General features: G+C 43.9%; 12 protein-coding genes and 1 pseudogene. 9 read left to right on the top strand and 4 right to left on the bottom strand.

From position 1 onward, the window contains the following. Positions 1-6 precede the first annotated feature (6 nt). A pseudogene (locus tag PCY11_RS05295) lies at positions 7-2,114 on the bottom strand (5'-nucleotidase C-terminal domain-containing protein). 424 nt (positions 2,115-2,538) lie between these two features. On the opposite strand from PCY11_RS05295, the gene PCY11_RS05290 reads away from it, so the two are divergent. Beyond that, complete coding sequence (locus PCY11_RS05290) at positions 2,539-2,877, top strand: CHY zinc finger protein (protein ID WP_080934958.1); 339 nt, start codon at positions 2,539-2,541, stop codon at positions 2,875-2,877. Positions 2,878-2,923: 46 nt separating this feature from the next. Here the strand turns inward: PCY11_RS05290 and PCY11_RS05285 are convergent, their stop codons facing one another. The 3 genes from PCY11_RS05285 to hutI form a co-directional block, all read right to left on the bottom strand. Further along, positions 2,924-3,463, bottom strand: a complete 540-nt coding sequence (locus PCY11_RS05285) for a biotin transporter BioY (protein ID WP_024054847.1) — start codon at positions 3,461-3,463, stop codon at positions 2,924-2,926. Positions 3,464-3,850: 387 nt separating this feature from the next. Next, positions 3,851-6,235, bottom strand: a complete 2,385-nt coding sequence (locus PCY11_RS05280) for a phosphoketolase (RefSeq protein ID WP_049474088.1) — start codon at positions 6,233-6,235, stop codon at positions 3,851-3,853. 291 nt (positions 6,236-6,526) lie between these two features. Beyond that, positions 6,527-7,774, bottom strand: a complete 1,248-nt coding sequence (gene hutI / locus PCY11_RS05275; protein WP_070466503.1) for an imidazolonepropionase — start codon at positions 7,772-7,774, stop codon at positions 6,527-6,529. Positions 7,775-7,973: 199 nt separating this feature from the next. On the opposite strand from hutI, the gene PCY11_RS05270 reads away from it, so the two are divergent. The 8 genes from PCY11_RS05270 (at position 7,974) to hutG (ending at position 18,129) form a co-directional block, all read left to right on the top strand. Next, a complete protein-coding gene (locus tag PCY11_RS05270) occupies positions 7,974-10,004 on the top strand; it encodes a urocanate hydratase (RefSeq protein ID WP_045759825.1) in 2,031 nt (676 codons plus the stop codon). Positions 10,005-10,087: 83 nt separating this feature from the next. Then, positions 10,088-10,987 (top strand): glutamate formimidoyltransferase, encoded by a 900-nt coding sequence (ftcD, locus tag PCY11_RS05265; protein WP_003008641.1) that lies wholly within the window; start codon positions 10,088-10,090, stop codon positions 10,985-10,987. Positions 10,988-10,999: 12 nt separating this feature from the next. Next, positions 11,000-11,629, top strand: coding sequence for a cyclodeaminase/cyclohydrolase family protein (locus PCY11_RS05260; RefSeq protein WP_070466505.1), 630 nt, complete (start codon positions 11,000-11,002; stop codon positions 11,627-11,629). A 35-nt stretch (positions 11,630-11,664) separates the two neighbouring features. Beyond that, positions 11,665-13,338, top strand: coding sequence for a formate--tetrahydrofolate ligase (locus PCY11_RS05255; RefSeq protein ID WP_070846163.1), 1,674 nt, complete (start codon positions 11,665-11,667; stop codon positions 13,336-13,338). A gap of 15 nt (positions 13,339-13,353) precedes the next feature. Beyond that, positions 13,354-13,932: a HutD family protein gene (locus tag PCY11_RS05250; RefSeq protein WP_070846165.1), complete on the top strand. Its 579-nt coding sequence runs from the start codon at positions 13,354-13,356 to the stop codon at positions 13,930-13,932. Between the two features lie 21 nt (positions 13,933-13,953). Then, positions 13,954-15,297: an APC family permease gene (locus PCY11_RS05245; protein ID WP_070846167.1), complete on the top strand. Its 1,344-nt coding sequence runs from the start codon at positions 13,954-13,956 to the stop codon at positions 15,295-15,297. Positions 15,298-15,512: 215 nt separating this feature from the next. After that, the gene (gene hutH, locus PCY11_RS05240; protein ID WP_301362563.1) at positions 15,513-17,054 is read left to right on the top strand and encodes a histidine ammonia-lyase; all 1,542 of its coding nucleotides are present in this window, start codon (positions 15,513-15,515) and stop codon (positions 17,052-17,054) included. An 82-nt stretch (positions 17,055-17,136) separates the two neighbouring features. Continuing rightward, positions 17,137-18,129: a formimidoylglutamase gene (hutG, locus tag PCY11_RS05235; protein WP_024054987.1), complete on the top strand. Its 993-nt coding sequence runs from the start codon at positions 17,137-17,139 to the stop codon at positions 18,127-18,129. Positions 18,130-18,143 lie beyond the last annotated feature (14 nt).

Below are 18,143 nucleotides of genomic sequence, written 5' to 3'. Positions count from 1 at the left end.
AAGAACTTAACCTTCACGTTTTTTGCTGGCTACAAATCCCGCTAAAGCTAGTGAGGTCATGCCAAAGAGGCTAAGGACGGTTGAAGCCAATTCATCTTGACCTGTTTTTGGAAGACCAGTTACTGGTGTAGCTGTTGCTTCTGCTTGGCCACCTGTATGATAGGTAACAGCGACTGGTTTGTTTGTTGCCACTTCTTTTGTTTCGATTGCAGCTGGTTGAGCTGGAGTTACTGGGCTTTCAGGTTGAGGAGTTGGGGTAACAGGAGAGACTGGAGCCACAGGATGGACTGGATTTACTGGACTTACTGGATCAACTGGCGCTGGCTGTGGTTCTGGAGTTGGTTGAGGTTGTGGTTGTGGTTCTGGAGTTGGTGTTTCTTCTTCCACTTTTTCCACAAAGGTCTTGTTGCCCAAGATTGAAGCAGATAATTTCTTCCCTGCCTTATTCACATCTTCGATGTACTGGATAAAGACTTCAGTATCTGGATTAATCGCACCGATCAATTTTGTATCACGAAAGACTGAGAAGCCATCTCCGCCACCATACAAGAAGTCGTTGATAATCGCCTTGTAGGTCTTGTTGCGATCAATTTCAGTTCCGTCTGCCTTGTAAGCTTTCACGACCTTATAAGGATTTTCTTCTGTTGCATCAGCCGGTTTTGTATAGGTGTACTTGATCCCTGCCATTTGCAAGAAGTAAAGCTCTTTCTCATCATATTGTTGATCCAAAGCTTTGTAGATTTGGTCCCCAGTGATTTCTACTACTTGGAGGATATTTCCAAATGGTTGCACTGCTTGAGCTGCACCCCAAGTGACTGTTCCGTCTGGTTTCACCACGAGGTCTGCACGAATTCCTCCATTATTGGTGAAGGCAAAGTCAACATCTGGATAACCTGATTTTTTGGCAATATCTAGTTGCGCTGCTGTGACCAAATCTCCAACAGCACTTTCTTTTTGCGCATTCAATTCACGGGTAATATTTTCAGCTTTGTCTGCTGTACCGATTTTTGCTTCTGTTACTTTTTTAACCGTCGCATTGGCATCATCGATGATCGCTTGAACCTTGGCATCTTTTGCTTTGCCTTTCGATGGATCTACCGCAATAATCTTAGCAGTTGGAGCTTTGACAAAGTCAGCTGTATCCGTATCTAGGACCCCACGGACATCCGAGTAAGCTTTCCCTTGAGACGTACCTTGAACAATCAAGGTATTTCCAACCATCCCGTTTGTATATTGGTGGTTATGACCTGCAAAGACGATATCCACTGAGTTTTCAGGATAGATTTGATTTAATTTTTTGATCATGTCTGCAGCAGGACCTTCTGCTACACCATTCTTACTAGTGGCAGCAACGTGAGCCAAGACAGCGATAGCATGCACACCTTGGTCATTTAATTCACGCGCATATTTAGCAATCGATTCTGCTTCATCCAAAACACGGTATTGTTCATGATTTTTACGCAAAACAAGATTTGGGAATTCTGTCGTAACAACCCCGATAAATCCGACCTTAACGGTCTTGTCATTGACTGGGATTTCTTTGATGGTATAAGGTTTCCAGTCAAATGGGATTTTATTGGTATCTTTGTCAACCAAGTTGGCAATGACGACTTCTTGTTTGGAAGCTTCATGAGGATACTCATCTACGATCTTATTGAATTGACCAGGGTTTGGGCTTCTCCCTTCATGATCCGGTTGAATTCACCAAGTCCTTCGTCAAACTCGTGATTTCCAAGGGTTCCGTATTCAAAGTTCATTTCATTGAAGACTTTTACAGTTGGTTCATCTTGAAGGAGGGCAGAGTTGGCTGGACTAGCGCCGACCATATCTCCCGCTTGCACACGGATGCTGGCATTAGGCGTTCCGGCATTCTCCGTTTCAAAGTCTTTTTGCGAATCGTTCAAATAGGTTGCCAAAAGTGGGGCTGTTCCTGCGTTTTTCACAGTTTCGCCTTCTAAACGAGCTGTCCCTGTTTGTTCCAAGGCACCGTGGAAGTCATTAACGCCCATGAACTGTACGGGCAATTCGTCTGCAAAAACGCTATTGATCGCAAAAACACTAAGACCCGCAGCGACCGCTAGGATACTGCTTTTCAAGATAATTTTTTTCTTCATAGAATACTCCATTTTCTAATGTAGAACACTTCTCCAAAAAGGAGAATGCAGAACAGTTGATTTGCTGCAATCAGCTCTTCCATTTTACTATTTTTTCGGTTTTACTTCAATATTTTCCTAGAAACTCTTACAATTTTATTAGAAAAACGCTTGATTTCCGAACTTATATCCAGCTGTCTTTTCTTTAGTTCCTAGATCTATAAATTGTTAAAAAAAATCAGTCCCTAAAGTTTCATCAAATAAGAACTGAAAACTATTGTTACGTAGAAGCATAAGATAGACACAATGAATCATGTGAATCGACTATACTTTTCTCCTAAAAATACAAATCATTTGTGCTATAATGTGGTTAATGGAAAATAGTAAAAGTACAATCACTAGAAAAACTCTCAGAAAGCAGGAACCTGATGTCCTGGGCAAGACAATTGCTTCTACTCCTTATCTACCAGTAGCACAAATTCATGGTCTCCTGGTAGATAAGGAAAGTAGGTGCCAACACTATCATTCTCCACTAGATATTGTTGCTCTAAAATGCTATGACTGTCAAAAATATTATGCCTGTTATCAATGTCATGATCATATAGAGGATCATAGATTTCGAGCTTATCCTTGCCACATAAGGCAGGATAAGGTAGTTATCTGTGGTGTTTGTCTACATGAAATGACTATTGAAAACTATCAAAAGTCTATCTCTTGCTCTCATTGTCACAGTCGGTTTAATCCAGCTTGCTCAAAGCACTATGACATTTATTTTGCAAAATAAAAAGATTGAAGACATTGTTCGTGTGAACAGAGCCTTCAATCTTTTTTTAGTTAAAGTAGCTATGATCTTTTAGTGCTTTTAAAACTGGCTTAGTCACCAAAGAGACGATGAGTCCTTTTAACAGGTCAGGAATGATAAAAGGTGTCAAACCGACAGCTACGGCTGTAGACCAACCCATATTTCCAAGGAAGTGAAGGGTGAGAATTCCACCGACAAATACTGGGACATCTCCTAAAACAAAAGCCAAAAAGATTTTCCAAATGGGTGTATCAGCATTGGTCAGTTTAGAAGTGATAAAGGCGAAAAGGGGATAGGCAAGTATATAACCAGCTATTGGACTAAAGAAGGTTTGAAAACCACCGCTACCTCCTGCGAAAACGGGTAGACCAATTGCACCGAGAATAAGATAGAGGAGAGCAGCAAGAGTAGCTTCTCTCGGTTTAAAAATGGCAGCCACCAGTCCTACAGCAAAGGTCTGTAAGGTGATGGGCACCGCTCCTATCGGAATGATGATTTGTGATAAGGAAGCAATGATAGCAGCTCCGAAGGCTGGAAGAACAATTGAAAAAGTATGATGTTGTTTCACTTTTAGTTAACCTCACTTTCAAATATGGTTAACCTATTATACCAGACAACTCCTCAATGGTCAACCAAAATATAAAAATAGGTTGACTGTAGAAACTGGAATTCGTTTGTAATTTTCTTTCTCAAGCAATCCCACTTTCCAGCACTCTTTTTATTTTATGAAATCATTCACCTAGTTACTGATGGGCTAATCAAATATTTTTAAAAAAATATCAAATTCTTTTACCGCTGGCATCATCAATGCAATCCACAAGGTGATTTCACCCTCTGTGGATAGAAGACTTCCACAAACTGATGAAACAGCGCTTAACTGTTTCAAAAAAAGCAAGTGGAAATGTAAAAGACGGTCTAAATAAGAAAAAAAGCCGGAATGCTCCGACTTTTTTTCTTATTTATTTACATTTTCCCATTTCCAGTTGTGCACTTCCGGAATGTCATCTCCGTTTTCACGGATATAAGCATTGTGGAAGGCAACTGTTTCATCCATTTGAGCTGCAAATGCGGATGCTTCTTCCCCAAGAGCTGCATTAGCAGCATCTTGTGCCAAGTGGAAGCGGTCCAACTCAGACATCACACGCATATCAAATGGTGTTGTGATATCTCCGTTTTCACGGTAACCATGTACACGAAGACTGTGGTTGTGACGGTTGAAGAAGATGTCACGAATCATGCCTTCGTAACCATGGAAGGCAAAGATGACAGGTTTGTCAGTCGTGAAGACTTTATCGAACTCTTCGTCAGAAAGTCCACGTGCATCTACTGATGGGTGACGCAATTTCAAAATATCCACAACATTGACAAAGCGGATCTTCAATTCTGGGAAGGCTTGGTGCAAGATTGTGATGGCTGCAAGAGCTTCAAGGTTTGGCTCTGTACCTGCAGCTGCAATGACAAGATCTGGCTCTTCATCTGCTGACACAGTTGATGCCCAATCGATCACCTTGTACCCTTCACGAACCAATTCTTCTGCCTCATCAGCTGAGTAGAATTGAGGACGTGGGTGTTTTGAAGTAACGATCAAGTTTACCTTGTCTTCTGCCTTGAAGGCTTTATCCATCACTGCAAGCAAACTATTAGTATCTGCCGGCAAGTACTCACGGATGTATTCAGGAGTTTTCTCAGCCAAGTGAGTCAAGATACCTGGATCTTGGTGAGTGTAACCATTGTGGTCTTGTTGGAAGACAGTTGAAGTTGCAATCAAGTTCAAGGCTGGGTAGTTTTTACGCCATGTTGTATGTGTCTTAGACTTACGCAACCATTTGAAGTGTTGAGTGATCATAGAATCCACAACACGAAGGAAGGATTCGTAAGAAGCGAAGAATCCATGACGACCTGTCAAGACATATCCCTCAAGCATTCCTTCTGCTTGGTGCTCTGACAATTGAGAGTCAATGACACGACCAGCAGGGCTCAAGGCTTCATCGTAGTCTGGTTTCATACGTCCTAACCATTGACGGCTTGTCCGTGTGAAGACTTCTTGAAGACGGTTTGATTTGGTTTCGTCTGGACCGAAAATACGGAAGTTATCTGGGTTTGCATCTACTAAGTCTGCCGCATACTTACCAAATTCGATCATGTCTTGAGCCATGATTTCACCTGGTGTGTTGAATTGAAGGGCATGTTTCTTCCAATCAGCTGTGTTCATTGGTTTGATCACACCAGCATTTGTGATTGGGTTCATAGCCATGCGACGGTCACCTTTTGGTGCAATTTCCGCAATTTCCGGAACTAGTTTTCCAGTTTCGTCGAACAATTCAGCTGGACGGTAAGATTCCAACCATGAAAGAAGGGCATCGACATGCTCCATGTGGTGAGCATCTACTGGGATTGGCACTTGGTGAGCACGGAATCCACCCTCGATTGGTGTTCCTTCCCATGCTTTTGGACCAGTCCAACCTTTAGGAATACGAGCAATCAAGACAGGGTATACTGGTTGAGTTGCTTCTTCAGCAGAACCTTTACGAGCTTCTGCTTGGACTTTCTTGATTTCTTCAATCGCTTCGTCCAATTTTTCAGCGAACAAAGCGTGTGCAGCTTCGTGGTCTTCTGAAATCGCAGTGACGTTCGCAAAGATTGGTTTCCAACCAAGACCTTCAAAGAAGAGGGCCAATTCTTCGTCTGTTTTGCGTTCGAAGATGGTTGGGTTGTGGATCTTCCCTCCGTTGAGGTAGAAGATTGGAAGGATAGCCCCATCGTTGACTGGGTTCAAGAAGGTATTTGACAACCAACCAGCCATCAATGGACCTGTTTCTCCTTCACCGTCACCGATAACTGTGGCAGCAATCACATCTGGATTATCCAATACAGCACCTGCAGCGTGAGAAAGGGCATAACCAAGTTCCCCACCTTCGTGGATAGATCCTGGTGTTTCAGGCGCTGCGTGAGAAGCAATTCCTCCTGGGAATGAGAAGATCTTACACAAGTGTTTGAAACCTTCTTCATTTTGTGGGATGTTTGGATTTAATTCAGTATAAGAACCATCTAAGTATGAGTTCGATACCATTACTTGTCCACCGTGACCTGGTCCTTCAATGTAGAACATATCCAAGTCATATTTGTTGATGGCACGGTTCAAGTGAGCATAGATAAAGTTTTGCCCTGGTACAGTTCCCCAGTGTCCGATTGGGTGAGCCTTCAAGTCATTTTCAACGACTTCGCGCTTCAACAATGGGTTATCTTTCAAGTACATTTGAGCAGCTGAAATGTAGTTGGCTGCACGCCACCAAGCGTCTACTTTATCCAAGTAAGCTTTGCTGTTATAATCGACAGTCATCTTGTCTCCTCACAATTTCTAGACAGGTCTGTTGGACAACCTGTTCGTTTGATGAATAGTTTAAAAAATCTGTTTTCAAGTCAAACAGATGATATTGAAGAAAATATTCAATATTACTTCTATTCTATCAAGAATTTCCCTTTTTGTACATCAGAAAGTAAGAAAAATATTCTTTGAACGTCAAATTTTAATTTCCCACTAAAGTGGTTCCATTCCCTACAGGGATAGGTTTTAAAAAAAGACTTTGCTGATTTTTGCAAACCAGCAAAGTCCCAAATGAAATGGAGTCGGTTAAATGACTTTTTGACCTTTCTTGTAGACATCTGTCACTAGATTTGTCGCAAAGAAATAGAAGAGATAATCTAGATTTGGTGCATCAAAGATGGTAATGTCAGCCTGTTTGCCAACATCGAAAGAGCCGATTGTTTTAGCACGATCTACTGAATAGGCTGCATTGATGGTCACTGCATTGAGAATTTCTACTGGAGTTAGGCGCATCATGAAGCAACCCAGATGCATGGCAAACTGAAGATTGGCTGTCGGACAAGACCCTGGGTTGCTATCTGTTGTCAGGGTGATGGCCATCCCAGCGTCCAACATCTTACGAGCCGGTGCATAGGTATCTTCCATGAGGCTGAAGGTTGTAGCTGGCAAAAGATTTCCAATCACTTTTGCTGCGGCTAGTTTTTGAATGCCTTCATCGGTAATCACCATCAAGTGTTCTGCGCTGGTAGATTCCAATTCAGCCGCCACATCAACACCACCAATGGACTCGATCTCATCGGCATGGATCCGTAGCTTGAAGCCCATCTCCTTAGCTTTAGAAAGAAGATAGCGAGATTCATCTGCTGTAAAGACACCTTTTTCACAGAAGATATCACAGAACTCAGCTAGCTTTTCTTCCTTCACTTTGGGAAGCATTTGCTCCACAATGAGATCTAAATATTCTTGGGAACGGCCCTTGTATTCTGTTGGGATCGCATGGGCTGCCATAAAGGTTGAAACCAAGTCTATTTGATGATCCCGGTCCAAGGCAGCTACTACATCTAGTTGGCGTTTTTCAGTTTCCCAATCCAAACCATAGCCACTCTTGGCTTCGACAGTAGTCACCCCATGACGCAACATGTAATCCAACAGTCGTTTGGACTTGTCATAGAGATTGTCAAAAGAAGCTTCCCGTGTCGCCCGAACCGTGCTCAGAATTCCACCGCCTTGAGCGAGGATGTCTAAGTAAGAAACACCTGCTAACTTTTTCGCAAATTCATGCTCCCGACTGCCTCCATAGACCAAGTGGGTGTGGCAGTCAATCAAGCCAGGAGTCGCAACTTTTCCTTCACAGGATTTCACTTCCGTATGGTCATCGATCAGTTCAGGGTCTGGTTGACCTGTCCCAACTGCAAGAATCTTTCCATCTTTAATGGCGATATAAGCATCGGAAAGAATTGTTGCCTCTGCCATCTCCTTGCCATAGAGAGGATGGCCTAGATCATTCGGACAAAACAATTGGTTAAAGTGGGTTAATAGGATATCAGCAGACATATGAAACATTCCTTTCTATTTCCATTGTTATTCATTTTACAATTCTACAGGAAAAGCGTCAAAAAAAAGTCAAAAAGTTTTTCCCTCATTTTTTTTTGCTTTATTAAAAATTATATTTTTTTTTGACTCTTTATTGACGTTTCTTCGATACAATAAAGAAAATATAAATTCACAGTCCAACTATAAGGAGGGTTCTGCTATGTCATTTATAGACGAGAAAGAAATTGCAGCTGCTATGTCTGTCAAACTTGACTTTGATGTCCTACCTGAAAAGGCGACTTTTCAAGAAGGCATCCGTCGTGCACCTGATAGAGGCTTCCGCTTAACGCAAGCTCAGACTGAAATTGCCCTTAAAAATGCTTTGCGTTACATTCCTAAAAAATTCCACCAAGAGTTGATCCCAGAATTTCTGGAAGAACTGAGAACTCGCGGTCGGATCTATGGCTATCGCTTCCGTCCAAAAGATCGGATCTATGGAAAACCAATTGATGAGTACAAAGGAAAATGCACTGCTGCTAAGGCTATGCAGGTTATGATTGACAACAACTTGAGCTTTGAAATTGCCCTTTATCCATATGAATTGGTCACTTACGGAGAAACAGGTTCTGTCTGTGCCAACTGGATGCAATACAACTTGATCAAGAAATACTTAGAAGTCATGACAGAAGACCAAACCTTGGTGGTTGAATCTGGTCACCCTCTCGGCCTCTTCAAGTCTAAACCAGAAGCTCCTCGCGTCATCATTACCAACGGTCTCTTGATCGGTGAGTATGACAACATGCGCGACTGGGAAATTGCTGAAGAGATGGGCGTTACCAACTACGGTCAGATGACGGCTGGTGGTTGGATGTACATCGGTCCTCAAGGGATCGTTCACGGTACCTTCAACACTCTCCTTAATGCTGGACGTCTTAAACTCGGTGTGCCTGATGATGGCGACTTAACTGGTAAACTCTTCATCTCGTCTGGTCTCGGTGGTATGAGTGGAGCTCAAGGGAAAGCAGCTGAAATTGCAAAAGCTGTTGCCATCGTTGCAGAAGTAGACCGCTCTCGAATCGAAACCCGTCACTCTCAAGGTTGGATTAGCCAAGTAACCGACAGTGCCGAAGAAGCTGTGAAATTGGCTCAAGCAGCCCTTGAAGCTGGTGAATCTACTTCTATTGCCTACCATGGAAATATCGTAGACTTACTCGAATATGTCAACGAACACCAAGTTCATGTTCACCTCTTGTCTGACCAAACCTCTTGCCACAACGTTTATGATGGTGGCTATTGCCCAGTTGGCATTAGTTTTGAAGAACGGACACGTTTGCTGGCAGAAGACAAAGAAACCTTCCGCCGTTTGGTTGATGAAACCTTGGCTCGTCACTTTGCAGTGATCAAAGCCTTGACAGCTAAAGGTACTTACTTCTTCGACTACGGTAATGCCTTCATGAAATCTGTTTACGACTCAGGCATCAAGGAAATTTCTAAGAATGGCTTGGATGACAAAGACGGCTTCATTTGGCCATCTTATGTAGAAGATATCATGGGACCTATGCTCTTTGACTATGGATACGGTCCATTCCGTTGGGTCTGCCTCAGCGGTAAACATGAAGACTTGATTGCAACTGACCACGCAGCTATGGAAGCGATCGATCCAACTCGTCGCTACCAAGACCGCGACAACTACAACTGGATTCGCGATGCTGAAAAGAACCAACTGGTGGTTGGTACACAAGCTCGTATTCTCTATCAAGATTGCATGGGCCGTGTCAATATTGCATTGAAATTCAATGAACTCATTCGCCAAGGCAAGATTGGACCTGTCATGATTGGACGTGACCACCATGACGTATCTGGTACGGATGCACCATTCCGTGAAACATCAAACATCAAAGATGGATCAAACGTTACTTGTGACATGGCGGTTCAATGTTACGCTGGTAACGCTGCTCGCGGTATGAGTCTCGTTGCCCTCCACAACGGTGGTGGTACTGGTATCGGTAAAGCTATCAACGGTGGATTTGGGCTCGTCTTAGACGGTAGCCACCGGATCGATGAAATCATCAAGTCTGCCATTGCCTGGGACACTATGGGTGGGGTTGCTCGTCGGAACTGGGCACGGAATAACCATGCCATTGAAACAGCGATCGAGTACAACCGTCTCCATGCAGGAACAGACCATATCACCATTCCTTATCTGGCAGATGAAGATTTGGTCAAAGAAGCCGTTCAAAAATTGTTTTAACATCAAAAAATAAAAACTGAGAAAGGGGAGGAAAATACAAAGACTCCTCCTCCCCAACTTCTCCTATAAAAAGAGGTAATCATATGGCAAAAATTGTTGAGTGTATTCCAAACTTCTCTGAAGGACGCAATCAGGCTGTGATCGACGGATTAGCAGCTACAGCAAAAAGTATTCCAGGTGTCACTTTACTAGACTACTCGTCTGATGCCAGCCACAACCGCAGCGTCTTTACACTCGTTGGGGATGAAGAAAGCATTCAAGAAGTGGCTTTCCAATTGGTGAAATACGCTTCTGAAAACATTGATATGACCAAGCACGAAGGCGAACACCCTCGTATGGGAGCAACAGACGTTTGTCCATTTGTTCCGGTTAAAGATATCACTACAGCTGAATGCGTTGAGATCGCTAATAAAGTAGCCGAACGCATTAATCGTGAATTAGGTATTCCAATCTTCCTTTATGAAGATGCTGCAACTCGTCCAGAACGGAAGAACTTGGCGAAAGTGCGTAAAGGACAATTTGAAGGAATGCCAGAAAAATTGTTGGAAGAAGACTGGAAGCCAGACTACGGTGAACGCAAGATTCACCCAACTGCAGGGGTTACAGCTGTTGGTGTCCGGATGCCACTCGTTGCTTTCAATATCAACCTTGACACAGACGACCTAGAGATTGCCAATAAGATTTCTAAAATCATTCGTGGATCAAGCGGTGGATACAAATACTGTAAAGCGATCGGTGTCATGCTAGAAGATCGTAACATCGCCCAAGTCTCCATCAACATGGTCAACTTGGAACAATTCCCATTGTATCGTGTCGTTGAAACCGTTCGTTTCGAAGCGCAACGCTATGGTGTTCGCATCATCGGAACAGAACTCATTGGACTGGCTCCTGCTAAGGCTTTGATCGACTCTGCTGAATACTACTTGCAATTAGAAGACTTTGACTACAGCAAACAAGTCTTGGAAAATCACTTGTTGGGTTAGAAAGGGAGTTCTATGAAACTAGTTGACTTAAGTATTACGGAGTTTGCCAAAGTTCTTGGTTCAGATGCTCCAGCTCCAGGTGGTGGTTCTGCTGCTGCTCTATCTGCTGCGAATGGGATTTCCCTTACAAAAATGGTCTGTGAACTGACCATTGGAAAGAAAAAATACGCAGAATTTGAAGACCATATCAAAGGGGTTCATGAAAAAAGCGCTCAACTCCAAGACCAATTACTAGAAGCCATCGACAAGGATACAGAAGCTTTCAACGTCGTATCAGCTGTCTTTGATCTTCCAAAAGAAACCGAAGAAGAGAAAGCTGCTCGTCGTGAAGCCATGCAAAAAGCTCTGAAACATGCGACAGTATCTCCTTTCTCTATGATGGAACTCATCGTTGAAGCTCTTGAAACCACCAAAGAAGCTGTTGGCAAGTCCAACACCAATGCGGCTAGTGACCTAGGGGTAGCTGCTCTGAATCTTAAAGCTGGCCTTCAAGGTGCTTGGCTCAATGTCTTGATCAACATTTCAGGAATCAAGGACCAAGACTTCATCCAAGAATACCACGGCAAGGGACTCAAACTTCTCCAAACCGGTTCTGATCTTGCAGATAATATTTACCAAACCATTTTAGAAAGTCTATCTTAAACCTAGCAAATAAAAATAAAGAAAGAAGGGATTCTATGGTTTTATCGGATATTGAAATTGCCAATTCTGTCCAAATGAAGCCCATCACCGATATCGCTGCTGAACTTGGATTGACTGAAGACGACATTTCGCTCTACGGAAAATACAAGGCAAAAATTGATAGCAACCAACTGGAACAACTCAAGGATAAGGAAGATGGAAAGCTGATCCTCGTGACAGCCATCTCACCAACACCTGCTGGAGAAGGAAAGACAACCACCTCTGTTGGCTTGGTCGATGCTCTTTCAGCTATTGGTGAAAAAGCCGTCATTGCCTTGCGCGAGCCTTCTCTTGGCCCTGTCTTTGGGATCAAGGGTGGAGCTGCCGGTGGCGGGTACGCCCAAGTGGTTCCAATGGAAGATATCAACCTTCACTTTACCGGAGACTTCCATGCCATTGGGATTGCCAACAACTTGCTTGCAGCCTTGATTGACAACCACATCCATCATGGCAATGAGTTGGGCATCGATTCTCGTCGCATCACCTGGAAACGGGTGGTCGACATGAACGACCGTCAACTCCGCCATATTGTCGACGGCCTTCAAGGAAAAACAAACGGGGTTCCTCGTGAAGATGGCTTTGACATCACAGTGGCTTCTGAAATCATGGCTATTCTCTGTCTCTCAGAAAATATCCTTGACCTCAAAGAACGCCTCGATCGCATCATCATTGGGTACAACTACCAAGGACAACCAGTGACAGCCAAAGACCTCAAAGCGGGCGGTGCTATGGCTGCCGTCCTTAAAGATGCCATTCATCCAAACTTGGTGCAAACCTTGGAGCATACTCCTGCCATCATCCACGGCGGACCATTTGCCAATATTGCTCATGGCTGTAACAGTGTGCTGGCTACTAAACTAGCCCTCAAATATGCAGACTATGTCGTGACAGAAGCTGGCTTCGGAGCAGACCTCGGTGCTGAAAAATTCATCGATATCAAGTGCCGTATGGCCGAGCTCAAACCTGCTGCCGTTGTCCTCGTCGCAACCATTCGTGCCCTCAAAATGCATGGTGGAGTTGCTAAAGCAGACTTGGCTACGGAAAATGTCCAAGCTGTTATCGATGGTCTACCAAACCTAGACAAACACTTGGCCAACATCCAAGAAGTCTATGGTCTACCTGTGGTCGTTGCCATTAACAAATTCCCACTGGATACAGAAGCTGAGCTAGAAGCTGTCTATGAATCTTGTAAGAAACGCCATGTAGATGTGGTCATTTCGGATGTCTGGGCAAAAGGTGGGGCTGGTGGTCGTGACTTGGCTGAAAAAGTCATTCAACTGGCTCAAGAAGAAAACCACTTCTCTTATGTCTATGATGAAGAAGACAGCATTGAAACAAAATTGACCAAGATCGTCACAAAAGTATATGGTGGTAAAGGCATCAGCTTAACACCAGCAGCCAAACGCGAACTGAAAGAATTGGAAGCACTCGGTTTCTCAAGCTATCCAATCTGTATGGCCAAAACGCAATACTCCTTCTCAGATGATGCCAAGAAGATGGGAGCGCCAAAAGATTTCACTGTTAAAATCAGCAACCTTAAGGTAGCTGCCGGAGCTGGCTTCATCGTAGCTCTCACTGGTACCATTATGACCATGCCTGGCCTACCTAAAGTTCCTGCCAGTGAAAAGATTGATATCGATGCCCACGGCAATATCACTGGTCTCTTTTAAGAAAGAGGGCGTCCTATGGTGACTATCCTTCATCTTACCCCCGCAGATTATCAGATTTCTACTTGGTCTGGTGGCCAAACCACCCAACTCTTTCTCTCCCCAGAGGGAGGAAGCTATCCAGATCGGACATTTGACTTCCGCCTCTCTACTGCAACAGTAGAGGTTGAAAAAAGTAACTTTACCGATCTCACGGGCTACCACCGAATCTTGATGCCCTTAAATGCCTCCATTAGGCTCACCCATCACCATAAAGAAGTGGTTTTGAACCCCTTTCAAAGCTACTTCTTTGATGGGGGAGATCCTGTATCTAGCCAAGGGACTTGTCAAGACTTTAATTTGATTTACAAACCTTCTTATCAGGGGCATATGAGTGCTATATCCCCAAAAGAGAGTGTCAAAAGTCAGAGTCGCTATCAATTGATCTATGCTCTCTGTCCACTAACACTCAAATGGGGAACCAATCATTCTCAAACTCTCCAAACTCACGAGCTCCTGGTGATCGAACAAGCATCTCCTTTTCAAGAGATGACAATCACGTTTTTACCCCATCAGTCTGGGGAGCAACCGATTGCTATCTGGACTGGACTACAATAATGTTCACAAAGGAGAAACATTATGAACGGAGCACATAAACAGTCGATTGAGGAACAAGAAAAAGCGAAATTCAGCTTTAGTGGTGCCACTCTATACGGTATCAACGCCGTAATCGGATCTGGTATCTTCCTCCTCCCTCAAAAAATATATTCTGGCCTTGGACCAGCTTCTCTAGCTGTCATGTTCGGAGTAGCCATTCTCGTCATGCTACTATCAGCCTGTCTGGCTGAAACGGCTGGCTACTTCGATAAAAACGGTGGAGCTATGCAATACTCAAAAGCCGCTTTTGGAGATTTCGTTGGCTTTAACGTTGGGATTCTCGGTTGGGCCGTTACTGTTATCGCCTGGGCTGCCATGTTAGCCGGCTTTGCTAAGATCTTCATCATTACCTTCCCAGCATTTGAAGGCTACAACCTTCCGATCAGTGTCGGTATGCTGATTCTCTTGAGTCTGATGAACATCGCCGGTCTGAAAACCTCTAAGATGTTCACTCTGACAGCTACTGTTGCAAAATTAATCCCCATTGTCCTCTTCTCACTCTTTGCCATCTTCTTCATTTCTGGCGGGGTAAGCAAGGGCAACTTCACACCTTTCCTTCAATTGGAAAGTGGAACAAGTCTCTTCAGTTCTATTTCTAGTACAGCCGTCTACATCTTCTACGGTTTCATCGGATTTGAAACCATGTCTATCGTTGCAGGGGAAATGCGCAACCCTGAAAAGAACGTTCCCCGCGCTATTCTAGGTTCTATCAGTATTGTATCTGTTCTCTACATGTTGATCATCGCTGGAACAATCGCCATGCTTGGTGGTCGCATTATGCAAACTGGTGCACCGGTACAAGACGCATTTGTCGAAATGATTGGCCCTATCGGAGCTCCACTCGTTTCTTACGGAGCCCTCATTTCAATCGCCGGTCTAAACATCGGTGAATCCATCATGGTCCCTCGTTTTGGTGCCGCATTAGCAACTGAAAAACTCTTGCCAGAAGGGCTTGGAAAAACAAACTCTAAGAATGCCCCTGTCATTGCCATTATCATCTCTGGTATCTTCGCTTTCTTACTCTTGTTATCTGGCTCTTTCGAATCATTAGCAACCTTCAGTGTTGTCTTCCGTTTCTTCCAATACATTCCAACTGCTTTGGCAGCTATCAAACTCAGAAAAATGTACCCAGACAAAAAGGTTACCTTCCGAGTACCATTTGGTCCCGTTATCCCAGTTCTAGCCGTTGTGGTCAGTATCTTGATGATTGCAGGGGACAACATGATGAACTTTGTTTGGGGTGCCATCGGTCTCGTGATCGCAAGTGGACTTTACTTTGTTTTCCACGGCGATAAACTACATAAATCGAAAGCCCTTCCTCACTAATTTTCTTTACACAGTAGATGGGAACAGAGACGGGAGCGAAGCTCGGTTTTGCTCCCTAACCCATCTAGGACTCCACGAATGTCAAACCTGAGCCCTTTTCTCTATGACCCTTTTCAATTTTTATGATCAATAGACAATGGGCCCATGTTTGGTATTCAAACCGAAGTAAACAACACTACTTCCACAGAACAACTATTCATAATCGGAGGTTTTATATGACTCAATTGATTCATTTAGATGGTAATAGCTTAACACTCGAAGAAGTCATCGCTGTAGCTCGGCACGGTGCCCAATGTGAGCTTGATGAACAAGCCAAAGAAGCCGTTATCGCATCCCGTAAAATCGTTGATGACATTGTCCGGGAAAAACGAGTCGTCTATGGTGTAACCACTGGCTTTGGTTCCCTCTGTAATGTCAGCATCTCTCCAGAAGATACTGTTCAACTGCAAGAAAACCTGATACGAACTCACTCATCTGGCTTCGGTGATCCACTTCCTGAAGATGCCGTTCGTGCCATCATGCTGATCCGTATCAACTCGCTCTTGAAAGGCTATTCTGGCATTCGTCTGTCAACCGTTGAAAAACTGTTAGAATTGCTCAACAAAGGAGTCACTCCTTATATTCCTGAAAAAGGATCACTCGGAGCTTCTGGAGACTTAGCACCACTTGCTCATATGGTTTTACCAATGTTGGGTCTTGGACGCGCCTACTACAAAGGAGAACTTCTCAGTGGTCAAGAAGCCCTAGATCGTGCTGGAATTGAAAAGATCCAATTGGCTGCCAAAGAAGGGCTTGCCTTGATCAACGGTACAACCGTCCTAACGGGTATCGGTGCTCTTGCGACTTATGATGGTATCCAATTGCTCAAACTCTCTGATATCGCTGGTGCTCTCTCAATGGAAGTTCACAATGGAATTACCAGTCCATTCGAAGAAGACCTTCATACCATCCGCCCACAAAGTGGACAATTGGCAACTGCTCGCAACATCCGTAACCTTCTTGAAGGAAGCAAGAATACCACTGTTGCGACTCAACAACGGGTACAAGATCCTTATACACTTCGCTGTATCCCTCAAATACATGGAGCCAGCAAGGATTCTATTGCTTACGTAAAAGAAAAAGTTGAAATCGAAATCAACTCTGTCACAGATAACCCAATCATTACCAAAGAAGGACACGTCATCTCAGGAGGTAACTTCCACGGTGAACCGATGGCACAACCATTTGACTTCCTAGGAATCGCTCTTTCTGAAATTGGGAACGTATCTGAACGTCGGGTGGAACGCTTGGTCAACAGCCAACTCAGTAAATTACCATCCTTCTTGGTCAAACACCCTGGACTCAACTCAGGCTTCATGATTACCCAGTATGCTTGTGCATCCCTTGCATCGGAAAATAAAATTTTGGCTCACCCTGCTAGTGTCGATTCTATTCCATCTTGTGAAAACCAAGAAGATTTCGTCAGCATGGGAACGACTGCCGCTCGTAAAGCAGCAGAAATTCTTAAAAACTCCCGTCGCATCGTTGCTACTGAAATCATGGCAGCTTGCCAAGCCTTGGATCTCAAACCAGAAAATCATGAACTTGGTAAAGGTACAAAACCAGCTTATGAGCTGATTCGTCAAAAACTGAACTTCATTGAATTCGACAAAGATATCGAAATCTTTGAAGAACTTAATAAAGCATCTGCTGTTGTCGAAAGCGAAGAATTCTTAGCAACCATCGAAAAAGCAGTTGACTTAAGCATTCAATACTGATACAGTAAGAATAAAGCAAAACAGAGGCTGGCGATCTTCTCAGCCTCTGCCTGCTTTCAGAAAAATAAGGGAGGCGACAAGCTTGCTCACAAACTACTATCCAATGACCTACAGCTACTACCAAGGTAGCATCGAGGACAATCCCTACACGGCCAAATGGGGAATGGTCACCAAATTTTTAGACCTAAACGACGAGACCCTCACTCCATTTGAGGGTATGACCTTTGGGATCATCGGCTTTAAGAGCGACAAAGGAGTCTATATCAATAATGGGCGTGTAGGAGCAGTCGAGGGTCCTACAGCCATCCGTTCTCAAATCGCTAAACTTCCATGGCACTGGGGAACCAATGTGACAGTGTATGATGTGGGAAATATTGACGGGCCTAACCATTCACTAGAAGAACTCCAAGAAAGTCTCTCACAAGCGATCCAGCGCATGTACCAATTAGGGATCCAACCCATTGTCCTAGGAGGCGGTCACGGAACTGCTTACGGCCACTATCTAGGGATTCAATCCAGTTTAGAAAAAGATGAACAACTGGCTGTGATCAATCTGGATGCCCACTTTGATTTGCGACCTTACGACCAAACCGGTCCCAATTCTGGAACAGGTTTTCGTCAAATGGCTGATCATGCTAAAGAAAAAGGTCAGGACTTCCCTTACCTCATCCTGGGGATCCAAGAGCACAATAATAACCTCTTCCTCTTTAATTACGTTGCTAAAACACCAAGCATTGATTTTTTAACTGGGCAAGATCTCTTCCAGATGAGCCACCAAGCCATTCTGGATCGAATCGATCAATTTTTAGAAAACCAAACCGCGATCTATCTGTCTATTGATATGGATTGCTTTGCGGTCGGCTCTGCTCCTGGTGTTAGCGCCATCCAATCACTTGGTGTCGATCCTAAACTAGCCCTCCTGCTTCTCCAACACATTGCTGCTAGTGGTAAGCTAATCGGATTTGATGTCGTGGAAGTTTCTCCTCCTCATGACATTGACAATCATACTTCAAATCTAGCTGCGACCTTTATCTTTTACTTGACCCAAATATTGGCGCAACAAAAACTGAACTAAGAAGATTTCTACAC

Source organism: Streptococcus sp. SP8, assembly GCF_030440045.1.
Classification (GTDB): domain Bacteria; phylum Bacillota; class Bacilli; order Lactobacillales; family Streptococcaceae; genus Streptococcus; species Streptococcus parasanguinis_I.
The sequence above is the reverse complement of the archived record's forward strand: the minus strand, read 5'-3'. Positions and strand labels throughout refer to the sequence as shown.